Here is an 18,894-nt window from a genome sequence, read left to right on the forward strand (position 1 = left end):
AATAGGAAATGTATTGCTTATAAGAAGAAAGGTGATTGCTGTGACAAACAGTATGAAATTATCTCAAGATTTAAAGGAATTACTTGCATCTGTTGAATATAAAATGCAAATTAAAAAAGGAAGTTTTATTTTTCAAGAAGGTATGGAGGCAACCGAACTCTATATCATCCACTCCGGAAAAGTACAAATTAGTAAACTAAGTGCTGATGGGCAAGAGTTGACACTCCGTATTTGTTCGGCATATGACATTATTGGAGAATTAACATTGTTCACGGACGATGCGAAGTATTTATTAAATTCAAAATGCCTTGAAGATGTTGAAGTAGGCGTTATAAAGCGTGAAGCGTTAGAAAGAGAATTACTCCAAAAGCCCGCACTTGTATTTGAATTTATGAAATGGATTAGTGAACATTTAAGAAGAATGCAAACGAAGTTCCGAGATCTAGTATTACACGGCAAAAAAGGTGCCCTATATTCTACTCTCATTCGAATGACAAATAGTTATGGTGTGTTAAAAGAAAATGGGATTCTCATCGATTTACCATTAACGAATCAAGAACTTGCAAACTTCTGTGCAACTTCGCGTGAAAGCGTAAATCGAATGTTAAATGATTTGAAAAAAAAAGGTACGATTTCTATTCATAAAGGAAAGATTACAATCCATGATTTACAATTTTTAAAATGTGAAATTGCTTGTGAAGATTGCTCTGCCTCTGTTTGTAGCATAGAGTAGCATCTTATTTAGATGCTACTCTTTTTCTCTTGCATACAGTTATTTCCTAAAAAAGACGAGGCCTTCCATTAGACCTCGTTTCATGTTAGTTGCTAACTTCTATTCGTTTACTGTGGCATTATTTTTTCAATTCATTAGGAATACGTCTTCTGTAAATCACATAACTACGGCTTAAGTATTTAATTGGGGCACTAAATACATGGACAAGTCTAGTAAATGGCCATACTGCGAATAGACCCATACCTGCAATTATATGAATTTTAAACCATACTGGTACTTCCATCATATATTCAACTTTCGGTTGGAAAATAAAGAGACTTCGGAACCACGGACCGATCGTTGTACGATAATCAAACCCTTTTGAGTCGATATTTAAAAAGGTTGAAGAAAGTCCCGCTAGCATTACGATTAGTAATAAAATAAGCGCAATATAATCTCCCCTTGTACTCGTTGCAATGATGCGTTTTACTGTTACACGGCGGTACGTTAATATAATTAAACCGATGATAGAAGCAACACCTGCCGGAAGCCCGAAACTAATTGCCATTATATGATACATATGCTCAGAAATACCTATTGAACGGTATACAGACTCTGGAATTAAAATCCCCATAACATGACCACCAATGACGAACATGATCCCAAAGTGGAATAATAGACTTCCGATTCGGAGCATTTTCTTTTCTAATAGTTCACTAGATTTTGACGTCCATCCAAATTGATCATAGTTGTATCTGAAAATATGTCCACCGATAAAGATTGCAAAAATGATATAGGGAAACAATACCCATAGAAATTGATCCATCATTTTGACAACTCTCCTTTCTAATTTGCCTGTACACCCCATGTATTGATAGCGAGTAGAACAGCGGCGAGAATTGGTTCATACATACAGTTTGCTTCTTTTAATTGCCCGTGCAACGCTTGTATATTTTCCGTGTATTTACTCATAATTGGTTCGCTATCTTTTTCATTCGCGTTTGCAAGAAACTCAAGTAGAAGCGGTAAATAATCAGGTAGTTCTTTATCTGTTACGTTAAAACCAGATTTTTGATAATGCTGTTTTAACTCTAATAATTCAATTCCACGCTCTCTTTGTTCACCTGTTTTCATGTAGGTAAGATACATATTTGTCTTCTTTCCAAAGTCGAATGTATAGACGTAAGAATCAATAAGTTGATTGTCTGTTTTATTTAGCGCTTCTTTTATAAATGTTGTAAGTGATGCTCTGATTTCTTCCTGTTCAATTTCTTGAATCTCTTCCTGTAATTCTAGTAAAGCTTCCCTCCAACCTAGTTCAGGATAGGAGAGAAGAAAAGAAGAACAAGAAAAAGCTGTTTGTAAACTTTGTTTCATAGTTTTCTGCCCCTTTTTTTAAGAAATTGTCGTACAAGAGCCTGGCCCACCTGCGAAAGATAAACCACAACTTCCTTGCTCGCTATATAAATCTGCAACTTGTTCGCGGTGAGACGTCGGGATAACAAAGCGATCTTTATATTTCGCAATAGCAAGAAGACGATACATATCTTCTACATCTTCTTTCGTTAAACCGAGTTCTTTTAATACAGCTTCATTTGGTTCTTTATTAATTTGCAACGCTCTCATATGCGTTCGCATGACAGCCAATTTTTTCAATGTAAGACGAATATGTGATTCATCTCCTGCAGTGAGTAAATTCGCTAAATATTGAATTGGAATACGCATATTATCAATAGCAGGGAAAATCTCTTCTGCTTGCCAGTTACTACCTTTCCCCTCCACCATGTTCATAATTGGGCTAAGCGGTGGGATATACCAAACCATTGGCATTGTACGATACTCTGGATGAAGAGGTAGAGCGATTTTCCAATCGATAATCATTTTATAGATTGGCGACTGTTGTGCCGCTTTAATCCATTCTTCAGGAATGCCTTGTTTTTTCGCTTCAGCTGCTACTTCTGGATCATTTGGATCTAGGAAAACAGTAAGCTGAGATTCATATAAATCTTTTTCATTTTCAACAGAAGCCGCTTCTTTTACTTTGTCAGCGTCATATAGCATTACCCCAATATATCGAATACGTCCTACACATGTTTCAGAACAAATTGTTGGCATACCAGCTTCAATACGTGGGAAACACATTGTACATTTTTCAGCTTTATTTGTTTGCCAGTTAAAATATACTTTTTTATACGGACAAGACGATACACAAAATCTCCATGCACGACATGCATTTTGATCCACAAGAACAATCCCATCTTCCTCACGTTTATACATCGCACCCGATGGACAAGAAGAAACGCAAGATGGATTCATACAATGTTCGCAAATACGTGGTAAATACATCATAAAGACATTTTCAAAATCCGTTTTAATTCCTTCTTCCATTTTCTTGACGTTCGGATCTTGTAACCCTGTTATATGTCCGCCTGCTAAATCATCTTCCCAGTTTGGACCCCATTCAATTTTGTCGATAAATTCACCCGTAATTGCTGATTTCGGACGAGCAACTGGTTGATGCTTACGCTGCGGGCTATTTGTTAATGTTTCATAATCATAATTCCAAGGTTCAAAGTAATCATCAATTGTTGGCTGATCTGGATTGTGGAAAATATTCATAAGACGCTTCATTTTCGAACCGGATTTCAGCTGAATTTCACCATTTTTCAATTCCCAGCCGCCTTTGTATTTCTCCTGATTTTCCCATTGTTTCGGATAACCAATTCCAGGTTTCGTTTCTACGTTATTGAAGTACATATATTCAGCACCTGGACGATTCGTCCAGGTGTTTTTGCATGTTACGCTACAAGTGTGGCAGCCGATGCATTTATCTAAGTTCATTACCATTCCGACTTGCGCTTTAATCTTCAAGCCAATCTACCTCCTTCAGTTTACGGATTACAACGTTTAAGTCACGCTGGTTCCCAGTCGGACCATAATAGTTAAATCCATAGCTTAATTGGCCATATCCACCAATCATATGTGTTGGTTTAACGTGAATACGAGTTGGACTATTATGTGTTCCCCCGCGGGTGCTTGTTAATTTCGTACCAGGCACGTTAATGTGACGATCTTGCGCATGGTGCATAAATGCCATCCCCCTCGGTATACGGTGTGTTACAACAGCACGTGCTACGACTACGCCGTTACGGTTAAAGCATTCAATCCAATCATTATCAGCAACACCAGCTTCAGTCGCATCATCTTTATTCATCCAAACAGTTGGACCACCTCTAAACAGCGTTAACATTGGCAATGAATCGAAGTACATACTATGAATCGACCACTTATTATGCGGTGTTAAATAGTTTAGTGTAATTTCTTTCCCTTCTACTTCAGGGCGTGATTTACGGAATGGTTTATGTTGCAGTATTGGTTTAAATGTTGCCATCGTTTCGCCAAATTCTTTCATCATGTCGTGATCTAAGTAGAAAGATTGTCGACCAGTTATCGTTCTCCAAGGGATGAGACGTTCAACATTTGTTGTAAATGGTGAGTAACGGCGTCCACCTTTTTCAGAACCCGTAAAGGCCGGAGAAGTAATTACTGTTTTAGGCTGCGCTGTAATTTGTTCAAATGTGAAGCATTCTTCTTCACGTTCTTCTGCTAAGTCACGTAGTTTTAAATCGGTTTGTTTTTCAAGCGCTTCCCATGCTTTTACCGCCATATGACCGTTTGTTGTAGAAGAAAGTGTTAATACCGCCTCAGCAGCATTAATTGCTTCTTTTATGTCTGGGCACCCCTTCGCAATAGAATCCGTTCGAACAACTCCTAATCGACTCTTTAATTGCTCATATTCTTTTTCTGCCGACCAAGAAATCCCTTTCGTACCAATCGGTTGTTTTCCGGTATTTGGTCCAAGCGCTGTCATCTTGTCATAAATCGTTTTATAATCCCTTTCGACAACATGAATTTGCGGCATTGTTTTACCTGGGATCGGTTCACACTCACCTTTGCTCCAGTCTTTAATCTTACCAAGTGGTTGTGCTAATTCTTGCGGTGTATCGTGAAGAAGTGGTGTTGCAACGACTTCTTTCATTGGTTCAAGATCGATTTTCTTCGCTAAATCTGACACAGCTTTAGAAAGAGAGGTGAAAATATCCCAGTCAGAGCGTGCTTCCCACGGTGAACCGATTGCTGGATTAAATGGATGTACAAATGGATGCATATCCGTACTGCTTAAATCATGCTTTTCATACCAAGTTGAAGCAGGTAAGACGATATCAGAATAAAGCGCCGTTCCAGCCATACGGAAATCTAAATTAATGAGTAAATCTAACTTCCCTTCAGGTGCATCTTCATGCCACTTAATTTCTTCTGGTCTTAATGAGTCACTATCGTCATTCATTAATCCGTTTGTTGTACCTAATAAATGTTTTAAGAAATATTCGTGTCCTTTACCGGAACTTGAAATTAAGTTTGCACGCCATACGAATAAATTACGCGGGAAGTTGTTTTTATTATCTGGGTCTTCAATCGCAAATTTCAGTTCTTTTTCTTTTAGTTTTTGTGCAACGTATTTTCCGATTTCTTCTTGTGTTGTTGCACCAGCAGCAACAGCTTCTTTATATAATTCAATCCCATTCTTCTCGAATGTTGGATAAGAAGGTAACCAGCCAAGTCGTGCTGCTAATACGTTGTAATCACCGTGATGTTGATAACGAGAGTTGCCCTCAACTGGTGATGCTAAATGTCCAACAGGTGTATCTTCATAACGCCATTGATCTGTTACGAAATAGAAGAAAGATGTACCGTTTTGTAATTTCGGTGGCCCCTGCCAATCTTTCGCCATCGCGATTGTTTGCCATCCTTCTGCTGGTCGTAATTTTTCTTGACCAACATAATGTGCCCAACCGCCGCCGTTTACACCTTGTGCCCCAACGAGAAGAACAAGATTTAAAACTGCGCGATAAATCGTATCAGAGTTAAACCAATGGTTAATACCAGCTCCCATAATAATCATCGAGCGGCCATTCGTATCAACTGCATTTTGCGCGAACTCACGAGCAATTTGAATAATAAGCTCTCGCTTTACTCCGGTCATTTTCTCTTGCCATGCAGGTGTAAACGGTACATCATCATTGAAATCTTTCGGTTCTTGCCCGCCAAGACCTCGGTTCACACCGTAATTTGCTAACGTTAAGTCATATACAGTTGTAACGCACACTTCGCCTTCTTCTGTCATAACTTTTTTCACTGGAATTGTACGTTCTAATATTGTATTTCCATCATCAGAGAAATACGGAATTTGCACTGTTTCAACACTATCTTCCATTCCAAGTAAAGAAAGACGCGGATCAATCGTTTCACCTGTCTGTTCATCTTCTAAACGCAAGTTCCATTTCTTCTCGTTATCCCAACGTGATCCCATTGTGCCGTGAGGTGTTGCAAAATCTTTCGTGTTATCGTTCCAAAGAACAGGCTTCCATTCTCCTAACTTTGTTTCACGTCCAATATCAGTAGCATTTAAGAAACGATCAGCAACGAATTGATCTCCTTTTTCTTTCAATGTGACAAAGAAAGGAAAATCAGTATATTGCTTCGCATACTTTGTGAAGTATTCCACTTGATTATCTACGTAAAATTCTTGTAAGATCACATGCCCCATTGCCATCGCAAGTGCACCATCTGTACCTTGTTTCACACTAATCCAATCATCTGCAAACTTTGTAGACTCGGCAAAGTCAGGACTTACAGAAACGACTTTCGTTCCTTTATATCGAACTTCGGCTAAAAAGTGTGCATCTGGCGTTCTCGTCATCGGTACGTTTGAACCCCATGTCATAATGTAACCAGAGTTATACCAGTCACTACTTTCTGGTACATCAGTTTGATCACCCCAAATTTGCGGAGAAGCTGGTGGTAAATCTGCGTACCAATCATAGAAACTAAGCATTGGTCCACCCATAAGTTGCATAAAGCGGCTACCAGCTGCATGACTTAACATCGACATTGCTGGAATTGGTGAAAAACCAACATTGCGGTCTGGACCGTATTTAATTACTGTGTATAGTAATGAAGCAGAAACGAGTTGTAATACTTCATCCCAATTCGCACGAATGAATCCCCCTTTACCACGCGCCTGCTTATACGTACGTGCTTTTTCAGGGTTTTCCACAATGCTTTTCCAAGCGTCTAGTGGTGACTCGTTATTTTGTAGTTCCTCTTGCCACATACTCCATAGAACACCACGTACATACGGATATTTCACACGAAGCGGACTGTAAATGTACCAAGAAAAACTTGCTCCACGTGGGCATCCTCGTGGTTCAAAATCAGGCATATCAGGACCTGTAGTCGGATAGTTAAGCTCCTGCCCTTCCCAAGTTACAATTCCATCCTTCACATATATATTCCAACTACATGAACCAGTACAGTTCACGCCGTGTGTAGAACGAATTACTTTATCATGCTGCCAACGCTTTCTGTACACATTCTCCCATTCGCGATCTTCATATGTTTCTTGTGTATGATTATCGTTATAACGATCTATTGGTGAAAAATATTTTAAACGTCTCATTAGTGCTGAAGGTTTCTTCTTCATACTGTTCACTCCTTTAATACGTCTCTCTTACATACCCTTACTATAAGAGAGATTGTAAAATACAGATGTGACATTTCGCACAGTTCAAGAGATTGTCATAAATTCATTTGGAAATCGGTTTAAGGGGAAACATTTATAAGTAAAGATTACTTTGTTTTGTTGTGAAGATTTCGGTCAGCAGTGGGCTTATTAGGATAATAGTATTTGGAGGATTCACCTTTTTTTGCATAAGAAAAAACGCAGGAGAAATTCCTACGTTTTTATATAAATATATTAAAAAGAGTTTTGATACTACTTCAATAATGCTATAAGGAATTTACTTTTCTGCAACGATACTATTATCAAGACATATTTTATATAAAGTGAAACTTTAATCAGCCCGCAAATAGAGGGATAAAACTACAAATCATTATTTACTGTATTGCCCTTAATTACGGAAACAATTATACTAGATGTTATCTGCATATATAATCTGAATATTCATAAAATTATTTGTAGGATTTCCTTTTGGGACATATAAATTATAAAGTATATCACCATGATTTTTTAACATTTAAGTTTTTCCTATTTATATAAGTTCTCAATATGAACTTATATAAACCATTCCTACTTACCTCTTAGATTACTATTATACTGCATTAAAATGAAGGAACTCCTTTTCTTTAACATAAAAATGAATTAGAAAAGATAATAAAATTAGGAGGATTACGATGCCCCAGCTTGATTCATTACATCCCATAGTAGAAAGAATAATCAACAATATTGAAAAATTAATGGTCGGAAAACGACAAGAAACGCTCTTAGCTTTGACAGCTCTCTTAGCTGAAGGTCATGTACTATTAGAAGATGTTCCTGGCGTTGGGAAAACAATGCTAGTACGTGCTCTTTCTAAATCAATTGATGCTGATTACAAGCGTATTCAATTCACACCTGATTTACTGCCGTCAGATGTAACAGGTGTTTCTATTTATAATCCAAAAGAACTCCAATTTGAGTTCAAGCCTGGACCGATTATGGGGAATTTTGTACTTGCTGATGAAATTAATCGTACATCTCCAAAGACACAATCTGCCTTACTTGAAAGTATGGAAGAAGGCACTATCACAATAGATGGCATTACAAGACCGTTACCAAAACCTTTCTTTGTAATGGCTACACAAAATCCGGTCGAATATGAGGGAACATATCCTTTACCAGAGGCTCAGCTCGATCGTTTCTTGTTGAAGCTAAGAATGGGATATCCTACACCAGAAGAAGAATTTGAAATTTTAAACCGGATGGAAAAAACAAATCCACTCTCTCATTTACAAGCTATTACTACAATAAAAGAATTACTTTATTTACAACAAAGCGTACGGGAAGTAAGCATGGACAAAGCAATCAAGCATTACATTGTAAAACTTGTTACTCAGACGCGTTCTTATAGTTCTATACAGCTAGGTGCAAGTCCACGCGGCTCAATCGCTTTAATGAAAGCTTCACAAGCTTATGCATTCATCCATGGCAGAAATTATGTTATTCCAGACGATGTTAAATTTTTAGCTCCTTACGTTTTAGCTCACAGACTCATTCTAAAAATGGAAGCAAGATTTGAAGGAATAACAGGAGAACAAGTTATCGCCAAAATCGTTGCACGAACTACCGTGCCGACTCAAAGGACGAAAAACCTTTGATGAAACGACTACTACGGGCGCTATATCACGTTACGAAGTTATTGCTAATACCTTTATGCCTAGTCTTAACATTTGTGTACGCTATGCTTCAAGGAGGATTTGTAAGTTGGTTTTTGTTTTACAGTACGATTCCTATTGGTCTTTATTCACTACTACTTCCCTTCTACGCTTTACGAGACGCTGAAGTAAAACGAATAACAAACCAAAATGAATATGCAGCAGGAGAACAATTTTTAAGCACCATTACAATAAAAAGAAGATTTCCTTTTCCCTTACTTTATTTAATTATAGAAGATGAACTGCCATCACAATTTACAAATTGTAGACAAACGAAGGTGAATAAGGTAATACTCTTTCCAGGATTCAAACGGAATATTTCGTTTCAATATGTTATTGACACAATCCCTAGAGGAGAGCACACTTTTTCAAGCGTACGTGTCAAAACTGGTGATCTATTCGGTATGATGGAGAAGGAAGTAACTTTTTCAGTTCCAGATACATTTTTAATCTATCCCCAGTACGTAGATATAACGTATCGACAATTGGAAAATCATTTCGAACAAGGAGCGCTTTCAGCAAATATAAATTTAGCAAAAGACTCTACAATCTCTGTCGGTGTCAGAGACTATAAACCTGGTGACCGCTTTTCATGGATTGATTGGAAAGCAACTGCCCGAACAAACAATATTATGACGAAAGAGTTTGAACAACAGCGCAGCCATAATATCATGATATTCATGGACAGAACTGAGTCCCCTCTATTCGAATCAGTCGTAACATTTTCCGCCTCTATTGTAAGGGCTGTCTTGAAGCAAAATTCACCAGCGTCATTCGTGTCTGTCGGAAAAGAACGAACTTTTTTCCCTTTAGACAATGGAGATAGTCAGTTACAACAAATCTTTTGTCATTTAGCGAAAGTACAAGCAGACAGTGTATTCCCGCTCTCCCGGAGTGTAGAAATGGAATTAAGAAAAATTTATGAGCCCGTAACGATTATACTCGTAACAAGCGATCTTTCTCCCGATATTCAAAAGGCGGCTGACTTTGCTGCTATAAAAAACAGAAAATTAATGGTGTTTGTCGTGAAAGAAAAAGCAAATCAACTCTCACATCGAGAACTAAGTATTCTAGAAACTCTACAAAAACGAAAAATATTTGTAAATGTGGTTTATGGGAACCGGTATACAAACGTGTTTTTTGAGGTGAGCAAATGATAACATTACGAACAAAATACAAATGGGATATGAGCAGATTCTTCATGCATGCATGTGCATTTCTACTTTTACTAGAATGGCTAAGACCCCTTATAGGTATTACAAACGTAGGTAGATTAGATATTTTTGTAATATTTATAGGAATTTGCTTCACTCTCTCTTTTTTTCAAACAAGGTGGCAGATTCCAATAAAGATCGTCACGATCTTATTCATCATTCATTTCCTGTATTATAAAAATGCTTTTATAAATCCATCTTGGCTAACGAAATTTTTTGCTGATACTTCTCGAAATTCCTCTCTGTTTTTCCAGGGGAATTTGCTAGATATTTCTCCCGTTTTTCCAACACTTTTATTTTTTTTATCCTTTTGGTTTTTGAGTGCTTTCATCTCTTTTTGGATGATTCATAAAAAACGTGGGTTGTTATTTCTTATATTGACTATTATTTATATCACCATTTTTCATAACTTACATTTATACAATGCAAACTACGCTATTATTCGTACTATTGTCATCGGCTTTTTTATGCTTAGTCTTCTTCGCATAGAACGAATAAGAGAGATGGAACACTTACAAAATTTTGCTAGAGAAATCTCAAAATTACTTAGACCTCTTACAATATTTATTGTATTGTCAGCAACTATCGCATACTTTGCTCCAAAATTTGGCCCTCAATGGCCAAACCCAATGGATTTTTTAAAATTCAACACATCCGAAGCAAGTAAAAAACAAGAAGTTTCTAAAATTGGATATGGTTTAGATGACTCGCGATTAGGCGGTCCTTTTAAGGCAGATCCTACAATTGTTTTCACAGCACAAACGCAAAACAAACAATATTGGAGAGTCGAAACGAAAGATTTTTATACAGGAAAAGGCTGGGAAGTTTCTGAAAATCAAAAAAAGATTTCTTTTAAAAATAAAAACGACGTCGTGAGCTGGTACGAACAAAATACAAAAACGGAGGCCACTGAGGCAACAATCACCATGCAAAAAAGTTATCCACACCTTACCTATCCAGCAGGATTAGTATCAGTTGAGGCTTCTTCTAATGTATCATACAGCGTTGACCCCTTTTCAGAAAAAATCTATACGATGGACGGAGATTCTTCTACTATTTTAAATTCATATAAAGTAACATATGGGGTCCCAGAGTTTTCCATAGAAAACTTGAAAGCTGTAAAAACAAATGAAGGTCAAGAATCAAATCCTTATTTCATGACAAAGTACACGCAACTTCCCGAATCATTACCACAGCGAGTAAAAGACTTAGCTGTAAATCTAACAAATGATAAAGACAACCGATATGATAAAGTATTAGCTATTGAAAACTACTTTACCGACCATTCTTTTGTATATGAAACAATGAATGTGTTGTTCCCTTCCAAAAACCAAGATTATGTAGATCAATTCCTTTTCGATACAAAAAGCGGCTACTGTAATAATTTCTCGACGTCTATGATCGTGTTACTTCGTTCTGCCGGGATTCCTGCTCGCTGGGTAAAAGGTTATACAGAAGGAACTCTTGATAATACACTTGCCTCTGCAGAAGGTGAGGATGTTTATAAAATCGCGAACGATAACGCACACTCTTGGGTCGAAGTATATTTCCCAGGATACGGATGGATTCCATTCGAACCAACAAAAGGATTTACCAATCCCTATAATTTTACAAATACTACTCCTGCTTCTACTTCACAAAATAACGAAGTAAATAATTCTAATAACGAGCCAATACACCAACGGAACAATGAAGCAAAGCTCAAAAGTTTAATAGAAAATACAGAAGAAGCCTCTACTAAAAAGATCACAAATTCCAAAAATGATTTTTCTTGGTGGTACGTATTCCTCTCTACGATACCGATTAGTATCATCGGATACATTCTCTTCACCACTAGAATGAAATGGATTACATTTTTTATTATTCTTTTCTATAAATACCGAAAAGATGATGCTGTTTATCAAAAAGCTTACGGTGCACTTTTAAAACAATTTGCGAGAATTGGCATACCACGGGGTGAAAGTCAAACATTCCGAGAATACGCTCTCCACATCGATACACTTTACAATTCGGCCGATATGCAACAACTTACTTTCAGTTATGAGAACGCTATGTATCAAAAGGAACAGGCCGCAGCCGAATGGAAGACATCCGTACACTTATGGGAAGTGCTTATGAAAAAAGCAGCTTCTCTGCCTAAATCAAACGACTACGATAGAGTGATTTAATCTTGATAATGTGAGTTTAAAGAAAACACCTCAAAGAACTACATTGTTCTTTGAGGTGTTTTTTAGTAAACATAATAAAAGATAGCTAACTCCTAATTATTCCCCAAGCGCCTTCTCAATCTCACCCTCTAAATCCACCGGCTTCGTCTGCGGCGCAAAACGTCCTACTACTTTCCCGTCTTTTCCGATTAGAAACTTAGTAAAGTTCCATTTTACTGCTTTCATACCGAGTAAACCTGGTGCTTGCTCTGTCATGTATGTATACAGAGGATGAACTTTATCACCTTTCACATCAACCTTTGCAAACATCGGGAAGTTTACACCGAAGTTCAACTCACAAAAACTAGTAATATCCGCTTCTGTACCTGGTTCTTGTCCTCCGAATTGGTTACAAGGGAAACCGAGTATTTCTAGTCCTTGGTCTTTATATTTATCATATACTTCCTGTAACCCTTTATATTGTGGTGTAAATCCACATTTACTAGCTACATTTACAATAAGAAGTGCTTTTCCTTCGTAATCTTTTAACGATTTTTCTTCTCCTGTTATTGTTTTAGCTGAAAAATCATAAACTGTCATTGTTCATACCCCTCTCTTCACTATCATTCTATGTTTATACTATACTACATTCGTGAATATACAGCTCTTATTACGTATTCACATACCGTAATGATAGCGCTTTATTTTCGTTCGAAAATTCGACACGATATACTAGACTTTTATGATGGAAAGTTTTACAATTAATTTGTGAACAAAATGTGACAGTTTATATTTCCATTATAATAGAAAAGGATGGTGTTCATTATGAAAACTGCACAACATGAAACGATTTCAAATCGCGAGTTTTATTTCGTACTATATATGATGTTATTGTATGTTATTGGCTGGGTAATCGATGTAAATGGTTTATTTTTAAGCTCCTACTTTAATTTAGCAGGAGAAATTATGCTTCCGATCGTTGGTGGCATTGTTGGACTGTTCGTTATGTCTATCAATAAAGAACAAACGAAATAACTACATTACAAAAGGGCAGAAGACGAGCTTTCGTTTTCTGTCTTTTTCTGTTTTTAGCGTATAATAGATACATACCGTATATAAGGAGTGGTAAGTATGAAAAAAGTAGAACAACTATCTTCTCATCTATATCTTATTGATGATTATGACTTACAACATGATGAACGCACAGGTACATACGTTTTATTAGGTGACGATATTACTTTAATTGAAACTTGTGCGGCCCCTTCTCTTCCCTATATTTTAGACGGCTTACAGCAATTACATATTAATTTAAATGATGTAAAAAACATTATCGTTACACATGTTCATTTAGATCACGCAGGCGCAGCAGGGTTAATGATGGAAAAGTGCCCAAATGCTACTCTATTTGTGCATCCGCGCGGGGCTCGTCATATGATTGATCCAACAAAACTAATTCTTGGCGCAAAAGCTGTGTACAAAGAAGATTTTGATAAACTTTTTGATCCAATTCTTCCAATTGAAGAAGAACGTGTTCATATTGTACAAAATGGTGATACATTAAAAATTGCAGAAGACCGTACACTCACATTTTATGATACACCGGGACATGCGAAGCACCATATTAGCATTCACGATTCATTAACAAACGGCATTTTTACTGGTGATACAATAGGAATTTATTATAGAGAACTCGCAGACCTTGATGTAGAACTATATCTACCATCAACGTCTCCTTCACAATTCCAGCCAGATGCGATGATTGCTTCTAAAAATCATATTCAAAGTATGAATGTAGATACTATTTATTTCGGTCATTACGGCGCATCATCCAATGTTACAGAAGTATATAACCAACTTGAACATTGGTTACCTATTTTCGTTAATACTGGAAATGAAATTTTTCAAAAACATACTGATTTTGATGAGGCTACTAAGGCATTACAATCTTTACTACTGGAGAAAGTCTCCACTCATCTTACAAAGCTAAATGTTCCATCCAATCATTCTGTTTATAACATTTTACATCTTGATTTAGAAATTAGCGCGATGGGAATTATTGATTACTTAACGAAGCAAACAAAATCCACAATTAACTAATAGAAAACGAAGATATATACAACGCCATTATCGTATATATCTTCGCTCCTTGAATATATTTTTTAATAAAGGATGGTGGAATGGAATGCAAAAAGTGATACTATACCTCTGCTTTACATTATTTATCATCTTATTATTAGTTGTAGGTGTTAAAATTCAATTTTATTTAGATACAGACGCGCAAGTGAACTTTAACGTCTATCCAAGATTATTCTACTTTACACTCTTCCCTCTTTTGGTCGGCATTTTATTACGATTCCTACAATCAATTAATCGCGAAACGAGTAAACAAAACTGGAACTTTCAGCCGGATAAGTTTATCGCTATTACGTTGCCAACACTATTCATTGCCTTTTCTCCAGCTCTACTCTTTTCACCAGTTGGTAAATACCTACCTTATTTAACTAATATTATTCTTGTGAATACAACTTTCATTACCATTATTAGTTTAATAGCTGGTTACTCACTTTTAGATTGTTTGATACAAAAAGACAAGGAGAATAGTAAGGAATATAACTAAGTGATTTCCCACTTTCACTTTATTAAGCAAGTCAAGGTAATTCTGCCCCTGACTTGTATGCAAAAGAACCTAATGTTCAATTTTTAAGTGCCGTTGGTTATGCTGGGTTATTTATAAGTGCAATACTCCTAGTAAGAGTTGCTATACATGTGGTAAGGAAATTTAAGTAATAACAAAACGAGTATGAAATCGCATAGATTTTATACTCGTTTTTTATTGTTCATATATTTAATTGGTAATAGGAAATTTATGCTAAACTAAAGAAAGTCGCGCACTAAATCAAAATACATTTCAAACAAGGGAGACTTATTATGAAATTAGGGACTTTCTCGTTTCTAACGTTTATCACAAGTATATGTTCTTTCTTTATTTTAAGAGGACCTAATTCAAATTTAACATTAATTATTGTGCTTCTAAGTATTCTTTCATTACTCGGTATTATTTTTGCGATCGCATCAAAGAATTGGCTATTTAAAATAGTTGGTACGACATTAAATGGAGTCATACTAATATTTGTATATTTCTTATTGCTAGCAAAAGGAATAGGTGGTTAATATATTTACGTTTCAATAAGAAAAGCTCACAGCTTAAGCTATGAGCTTTTTTACTTATCTCACCTTTTCATCTACATACTCCATAAACTGTTCTGCTTTAATAAATCTTTCTTTATAAGCTTCAGGTACTTCTTCTACTGTTATCCCACCACTCGATTTCGCTTTTACTAATACAGTTTGATATGACATTAACGCTTCCATATATTGTTCATACTCTTCTGAAGTTAATACTTCTTTACTAGATTTATGGCCATTTAATTTATCAAAATACGGCTGAAGTTCCATTTCTACCTTTTTCATTTCCTCTTTTTTAGCTGGTGATAATTGATCATAATCAATATTACCGTTCGAATCCCCGTACTCAAGCTTTGCATTCGTTAATTTCTTTAGTTCTTTTGTAAACTCTTCATATTCCTTCGCACCCATTTCGTCTTTCGCTTGTGATAACTTTGCATTAAAACGCATGTATCCTTCTAATGTTATAGCTCCGGCATGTTTTTTTAAGTTCTCAAAAGATCCGTATATACCATCCGCCATAATAGATTGATAAGCAAAACCAGTCGTCGGGATTAAAAATGCGGCTGCAAGCACTCCTGCGATAAGGCGCTTCTTCCTTTTACTTCCCCCGCTCTTCATTTTTATTTGAACAATTACTTTTTCTTTTAACTCCGGCGGGGCAATAATCCCCTTCGCTTCTTCTTGTATAGATTCTCTAACTCTACAATCTAAGCTCATTTCACATTCCCTACCTCTCCTAAAAAGATTTCTTCTACTTGCTCTTTTTGACGTAGTTTCTTTAAGGCCGCATGAATTCTAGATTTCACGGTACCGATTGGAATATGTAATATTTGTGCTACTTCTTCTTGTGAGTAATCATGTAAGTATCTTAAGATAATAACTTGTTTCAATTTATATGGTAATTTATGAATGAGTTCAATTAATTTTTGGTTTGATATTTTACTTACAACATCGCTAGAAAAATCAATTTCTACTGGTTTTCTTTGCTCTTCTGCTTTTTTTACAATTCGCAGTCGCATCCACCTCTTTCTTCTATAAGAATGGATTTGTTTAATCGCAAGTCCAATTAACCATGGACGAAATGGCTTCTCACTATCATATTTACGAAGCGATTCATATAGCTGTATGTATATTTCCTGAACGACATCATCTATATCTGCTTTATCCTCTATTAAAAAATGTGCTGTCTTATATACTTCTTGAATCGTTTTATCATACAATTCGCTATACGCTTCTTTATTGCCTGATAAAGTTAATTGGATTAAATCTGTATACACTGTTTCATCTTTCATGTACCATCCCTCCTTTGTCTTACACTATATATTGGCAAGCAAACGATATTTCGTTCGATTTCTTTCAAAGATTTTTCAAATAAATTAATATAATGATGCAATAACTTCATAAGCTTCACTTATAACCCTGCATAACAATTATATAATTTTCCAATTCCTAATGAAGATTTAAAATAATATATATAGTCAAATTTAGGAGGATGTATATGAAAGCTATCGTTGTAACTTCATTCGGTGGTCCTGAAGTGTTGAAATATACGGACATGGATATTCCTACAATTTCAGATAATCAAGTTTTAATTCGCGTTGTTGCTACTAGTGTTAATTTCGCCGATATTAAATCACGTTATGGCAAAAAAGGAAACAAATCCTTACCTTTTATTCCAGGGATAGATGCAGCTGGTATTGTAGAACACGTAGGCTCTCATGTAAAAAACATTCATCCTGGCCAGCGTGTCATTACTTTTCCTCAAAATGGCTCTTACGCTGAATATGTTGTCGCGAACGAAAATCTTACTTTTGTATTACCTGATGAAGTTAATTTCCAAACTGCAGCCGCTTGCCCTATCGTATCTTTTACAAGCTATAATTTACTCGCAAATGTTGCAAGGATTCAACAAGGTGAATCTGTTCTAATTCATGCAGCTGCTGGAGGAATTGGTACTACCGCGATTCAACTCGCAAAATTATTAGGGGCTAAAAAAGTAATCGGGACTGTCGGAAGTGAAGCAAAAAGAAAAATTGCTTTAGATGCTGGCGCTGATTATGTTATTTGTCATCAAGATGAAGATTTTGTAGAGAGGGTAAATCAGCTTACACACGGAGAAGGCGTTAATATTGTTTTAGATTCTATTTCTGGAACTGTTTCTGAAAGAAGTTTAAACTGCCTTGCTTATTACGGTCGCCTCGTCCATTTCGGCAATGCTAGCGGAGAAGTTGGTAGTTTTCAAACGAAAGATTTACACGCAAGTTGCCGTTCTATACTCGGTTTCAGCTTTGGCACTACACGGAAAAAACGTCCTGAATTGCTTCAAGAAACTGCGAATGAAGTTTTCCGTTATTTACGCGATGGAAGTTTACAAATTAAAGCTACGAAATCTTTTCCTCTTCAAGATGCAGGGAAAGCACATGAATGGGTCGAAAGTAGACAAAGTACAGGGAAAGTAATACTACACGTTCAGACAGCTCCCTAAAATGAATACATGAAATAGAGGTGTTATTCATGGGATCACGAATTATGCATATCATTATCGCGAGCGGTATTGCTGAGAAACTATCTATTCAAGATAAAACTTCTTTCTTACTTGGTGGTGTAGCTCCTGATGCTGTTCATTCAAAAAAAGAAAAAGGAACTTCCCATTTTTACGCTGGTACAACGAAGAACTATACGAGAAGAATAGATTATGATTCATTTATTCATAAATACGAAGATCATATGGATTCCCCTTATATTTTAGGTTATTATACCCACCTCATTGCCGATGATAATTGGCTAAGCGGCTTTTTTCTACCTTGGCTTAAAAACAGAATAGAAAACGACGAAACTATCGCACCTATGTACTATAACGATTTTAAATTATTGAACGCACAATTGTTGCATCATTACGATAAAGAACAGCAGCTCTTCGCCCTACTTAATCAAGAGGCTAACATTGTGAATATAGAGGAGGTTTCTAGAGAGAATGTTTTAGCTTTTCGGCAATATATTTTTGAAGATATGCTATATCCTGAGCAACACTTGCACGAAAACTTACAAGTGTTTTCATTTGATCAAATCGTTGGTTATATTGAGACTGCAATTGAAAAAGGAACATTTTTTATAGAACAACTCGCTAATAAAAAATTGACTTCAAATATTTAATCCCCCTCATTATTTACGAGGGGGATTTTCACATAACTATATAATTATTTATTTTTTTCCATTACTGCAAAGTAATTCCTTCACTATCAGCAAAGTTAAATACTTTACAGCCCTTTCCGAACGAGAAAGCCCATCGCCTTTAGGCATGGGCTAAAAGTAAGGTTGGATACGGAGTACCACTAAAAATCGTAAGGTTCATGGTACT

General features: G+C 36.2%; 17 protein-coding genes. 10 read left to right on the plus strand and 7 right to left on the minus strand.

Translation table 11 applies throughout. The features are described from left to right. The first annotated feature begins 40 nt into the window (after positions 1-40). Positions 41-733, plus strand: a complete 693-nt coding sequence (locus MR066_RS13480; RefSeq protein WP_061689850.1) for a Crp/Fnr family transcriptional regulator — start codon at positions 41-43, stop codon at positions 731-733. 118 nt (positions 734-851) lie between these two features. Here the strand turns inward: MR066_RS13480 and narI are convergent, their stop codons facing one another. The 4 genes from narI to MR066_RS13500 are packed head-to-tail and all read right to left on the minus strand — an operon-like array spanning position 852 to position 7,256. Continuing rightward, on the minus strand, positions 852-1,541 hold the full coding sequence (gene narI / locus MR066_RS13485; RefSeq protein ID WP_002031592.1) for a respiratory nitrate reductase subunit gamma: 690 nt from the start codon (positions 1,539-1,541) through the stop codon (positions 852-854). 17 nt (positions 1,542-1,558) lie between these two features. Beyond that, positions 1,559-2,089, minus strand: a complete 531-nt coding sequence (narJ, locus tag MR066_RS13490; protein ID WP_002031591.1) for a nitrate reductase molybdenum cofactor assembly chaperone — start codon at positions 2,087-2,089, stop codon at positions 1,559-1,561. 18 nt (positions 2,090-2,107) lie between these two features. Beyond that, a complete protein-coding gene (narH, locus tag MR066_RS13495; RefSeq protein ID WP_002141456.1) occupies positions 2,108-3,583 on the minus strand; it encodes a nitrate reductase subunit beta in 1,476 nt (491 codons plus the stop codon). Continuing rightward, positions 3,573-7,256 (minus strand): nitrate reductase subunit alpha, encoded by a 3,684-nt coding sequence (locus MR066_RS13500; protein ID WP_242247458.1) that lies wholly within the window; start codon positions 7,254-7,256, stop codon positions 3,573-3,575. Before MR066_RS13500 ends, narH begins: the two co-directional genes overlap by 11 nt. Positions 7,257-7,966: 710 nt before the next feature. Between MR066_RS13500 and MR066_RS13505 the strand changes: the two genes are divergently transcribed. Genes MR066_RS13505 through MR066_RS13515 form a run of 3 tightly spaced genes read left to right on the plus strand, consistent with a single transcriptional unit; the run spans position 7,967 to position 12,368 of the window. Next, a complete protein-coding gene (locus MR066_RS13505; protein WP_242247459.1) occupies positions 7,967-8,929 on the plus strand; it encodes an AAA family ATPase in 963 nt (320 codons plus the stop codon). Next, positions 8,929-10,143 (plus strand): DUF58 domain-containing protein, encoded by a 1,215-nt coding sequence (locus tag MR066_RS13510; RefSeq protein ID WP_002189415.1) that lies wholly within the window; start codon positions 8,929-8,931, stop codon positions 10,141-10,143. The genes MR066_RS13505 and MR066_RS13510 overlap by 1 nt, the downstream gene beginning before the upstream one ends. Then, complete coding sequence (locus tag MR066_RS13515) at positions 10,140-12,368, plus strand: transglutaminase TgpA family protein (RefSeq protein ID WP_242247460.1); 2,229 nt, start codon at positions 10,140-10,142, stop codon at positions 12,366-12,368. Before MR066_RS13510 ends, MR066_RS13515 begins: the two co-directional genes overlap by 4 nt. 96 nt (positions 12,369-12,464) lie before the next feature. Here MR066_RS13515 and bsaA read toward each other — a convergent pair whose 3' ends face one another. Further along, positions 12,465-12,947, minus strand: coding sequence for a glutathione peroxidase (gene bsaA / locus MR066_RS13520; protein ID WP_242247461.1), 483 nt, complete (start codon positions 12,945-12,947; stop codon positions 12,465-12,467). A 225-nt stretch (positions 12,948-13,172) separates the two neighbouring features. On the opposite strand from bsaA, the gene MR066_RS13525 reads away from it, so the two are divergent. The 4 genes from MR066_RS13525 (at position 13,173) to MR066_RS13540 (ending at position 15,518) form a co-directional block, all read left to right on the plus strand. Then, complete coding sequence (locus MR066_RS13525; RefSeq protein WP_002127081.1) at positions 13,173-13,382, plus strand: DUF3925 family protein; 210 nt, start codon at positions 13,173-13,175, stop codon at positions 13,380-13,382. Positions 13,383-13,478: 96 nt separating this feature from the next. After that, positions 13,479-14,444, plus strand: a complete 966-nt coding sequence (locus tag MR066_RS13530; RefSeq protein WP_002141446.1) for an MBL fold metallo-hydrolase — start codon at positions 13,479-13,481, stop codon at positions 14,442-14,444. A gap of 85 nt (positions 14,445-14,529) precedes the next feature. Then, a complete protein-coding gene (locus MR066_RS13535; protein ID WP_002135918.1) occupies positions 14,530-14,964 on the plus strand; it encodes a hypothetical protein in 435 nt (144 codons plus the stop codon). Positions 14,965-15,275: 311 nt separating this feature from the next. Beyond that, a complete protein-coding gene (locus MR066_RS13540; protein WP_002135917.1) occupies positions 15,276-15,518 on the plus strand; it encodes a hypothetical protein in 243 nt (80 codons plus the stop codon). A gap of 54 nt (positions 15,519-15,572) precedes the next feature. Here MR066_RS13540 and MR066_RS13545 read toward each other — a convergent pair whose 3' ends face one another. Both MR066_RS13545 and MR066_RS13550 read right to left on the minus strand, forming a co-directional pair. Beyond that, positions 15,573-16,253 (minus strand): DUF3600 domain-containing protein, encoded by a 681-nt coding sequence (locus tag MR066_RS13545; RefSeq protein ID WP_002127077.1) that lies wholly within the window; start codon positions 16,251-16,253, stop codon positions 15,573-15,575. Then, positions 16,250-16,828 (minus strand): sigma-70 family RNA polymerase sigma factor, encoded by a 579-nt coding sequence (locus MR066_RS13550; protein WP_002031567.1) that lies wholly within the window; start codon positions 16,826-16,828, stop codon positions 16,250-16,252. The genes MR066_RS13545 and MR066_RS13550 overlap by 4 nt, the downstream gene beginning before the upstream one ends. A 206-nt stretch (positions 16,829-17,034) precedes the next feature. Here MR066_RS13550 and MR066_RS13555 point away from each other — a divergent pair, with 206 nt between their 5' ends. Both MR066_RS13555 and MR066_RS13560 read left to right on the plus strand, forming a co-directional pair. Then, positions 17,035-18,021 carry a quinone oxidoreductase family protein gene (locus MR066_RS13555; protein WP_002141439.1) on the plus strand — a complete coding sequence of 329 codons (987 nt, stop codon included), beginning with the start codon at positions 17,035-17,037 and terminating at the stop codon, positions 18,019-18,021. Positions 18,022-18,050: 29 nt separating this feature from the next. Then, a complete protein-coding gene (locus MR066_RS13560; protein WP_098635340.1) occupies positions 18,051-18,689 on the plus strand; it encodes a zinc dependent phospholipase C family protein in 639 nt (212 codons plus the stop codon). Positions 18,690-18,894: the final 205 nt, after the last annotated feature.

It is taken from the genome of Bacillus cereus group sp. BfR-BA-01523 (assembly GCF_022662615.1).
Taxonomy (GTDB): Bacteria; Bacillota; Bacilli; order Bacillales; family Bacillaceae_G; genus Bacillus_A; species Bacillus_A mycoides.

What these genes read in the sequence shown, in the direction of transcription:
- narI (WP_002031592.1), bottom strand. Translation starts at nt 1,541, where the DNA reads ATGATGGATCAATTTCTATGGGTATTGTTTCCCTATATCATTTTTGCA.
- narJ (WP_002031591.1), bottom strand. Translation starts at nt 2,089, where the DNA reads ATGAAACAAAGTTTACAAACAGCTTTTTCTTGTTCTTCTTTTCTTCTC.
- MR066_RS13500 (WP_242247458.1), bottom strand. Translation starts at nt 7,256, where the DNA reads ATGAAGAAGAAACCTTCAGCACTAATGAGACGTTTAAAATATTTTTCA.
- MR066_RS13505 (WP_242247459.1), top strand. Translation starts at nt 7,967, where the DNA reads ATGCCCCAGCTTGATTCATTACATCCCATAGTAGAAAGAATAATCAAC.
- MR066_RS13510 (WP_002189415.1), top strand. Translation starts at nt 8,929, where the DNA reads ATGAAACGACTACTACGGGCGCTATATCACGTTACGAAGTTATTGCTA.
- MR066_RS13515 (WP_242247460.1), top strand. Translation starts at nt 10,140, where the DNA reads ATGATAACATTACGAACAAAATACAAATGGGATATGAGCAGATTCTTC.
- bsaA (WP_242247461.1), bottom strand. Translation starts at nt 12,947, where the DNA reads ATGACAGTTTATGATTTTTCAGCTAAAACAATAACAGGAGAAGAAAAA.
- MR066_RS13525 (WP_002127081.1), top strand. Translation starts at nt 13,173, where the DNA reads ATGAAAACTGCACAACATGAAACGATTTCAAATCGCGAGTTTTATTTC.
- MR066_RS13530 (WP_002141446.1), top strand. Translation starts at nt 13,479, where the DNA reads ATGAAAAAAGTAGAACAACTATCTTCTCATCTATATCTTATTGATGAT.
- MR066_RS13535 (WP_002135918.1), top strand. Translation starts at nt 14,530, where the DNA reads ATGCAAAAAGTGATACTATACCTCTGCTTTACATTATTTATCATCTTA.
- MR066_RS13540 (WP_002135917.1), top strand. Translation starts at nt 15,276, where the DNA reads ATGAAATTAGGGACTTTCTCGTTTCTAACGTTTATCACAAGTATATGT.
- MR066_RS13545 (WP_002127077.1), bottom strand. Translation starts at nt 16,253, where the DNA reads ATGAGCTTAGATTGTAGAGTTAGAGAATCTATACAAGAAGAAGCGAAG.
- MR066_RS13550 (WP_002031567.1), bottom strand. Translation starts at nt 16,828, where the DNA reads ATGAAAGATGAAACAGTGTATACAGATTTAATCCAATTAACTTTATCA.
- MR066_RS13555 (WP_002141439.1), top strand. Translation starts at nt 17,035, where the DNA reads ATGAAAGCTATCGTTGTAACTTCATTCGGTGGTCCTGAAGTGTTGAAA.
- MR066_RS13560 (WP_098635340.1), top strand. Translation starts at nt 18,051, where the DNA reads ATGGGATCACGAATTATGCATATCATTATCGCGAGCGGTATTGCTGAG.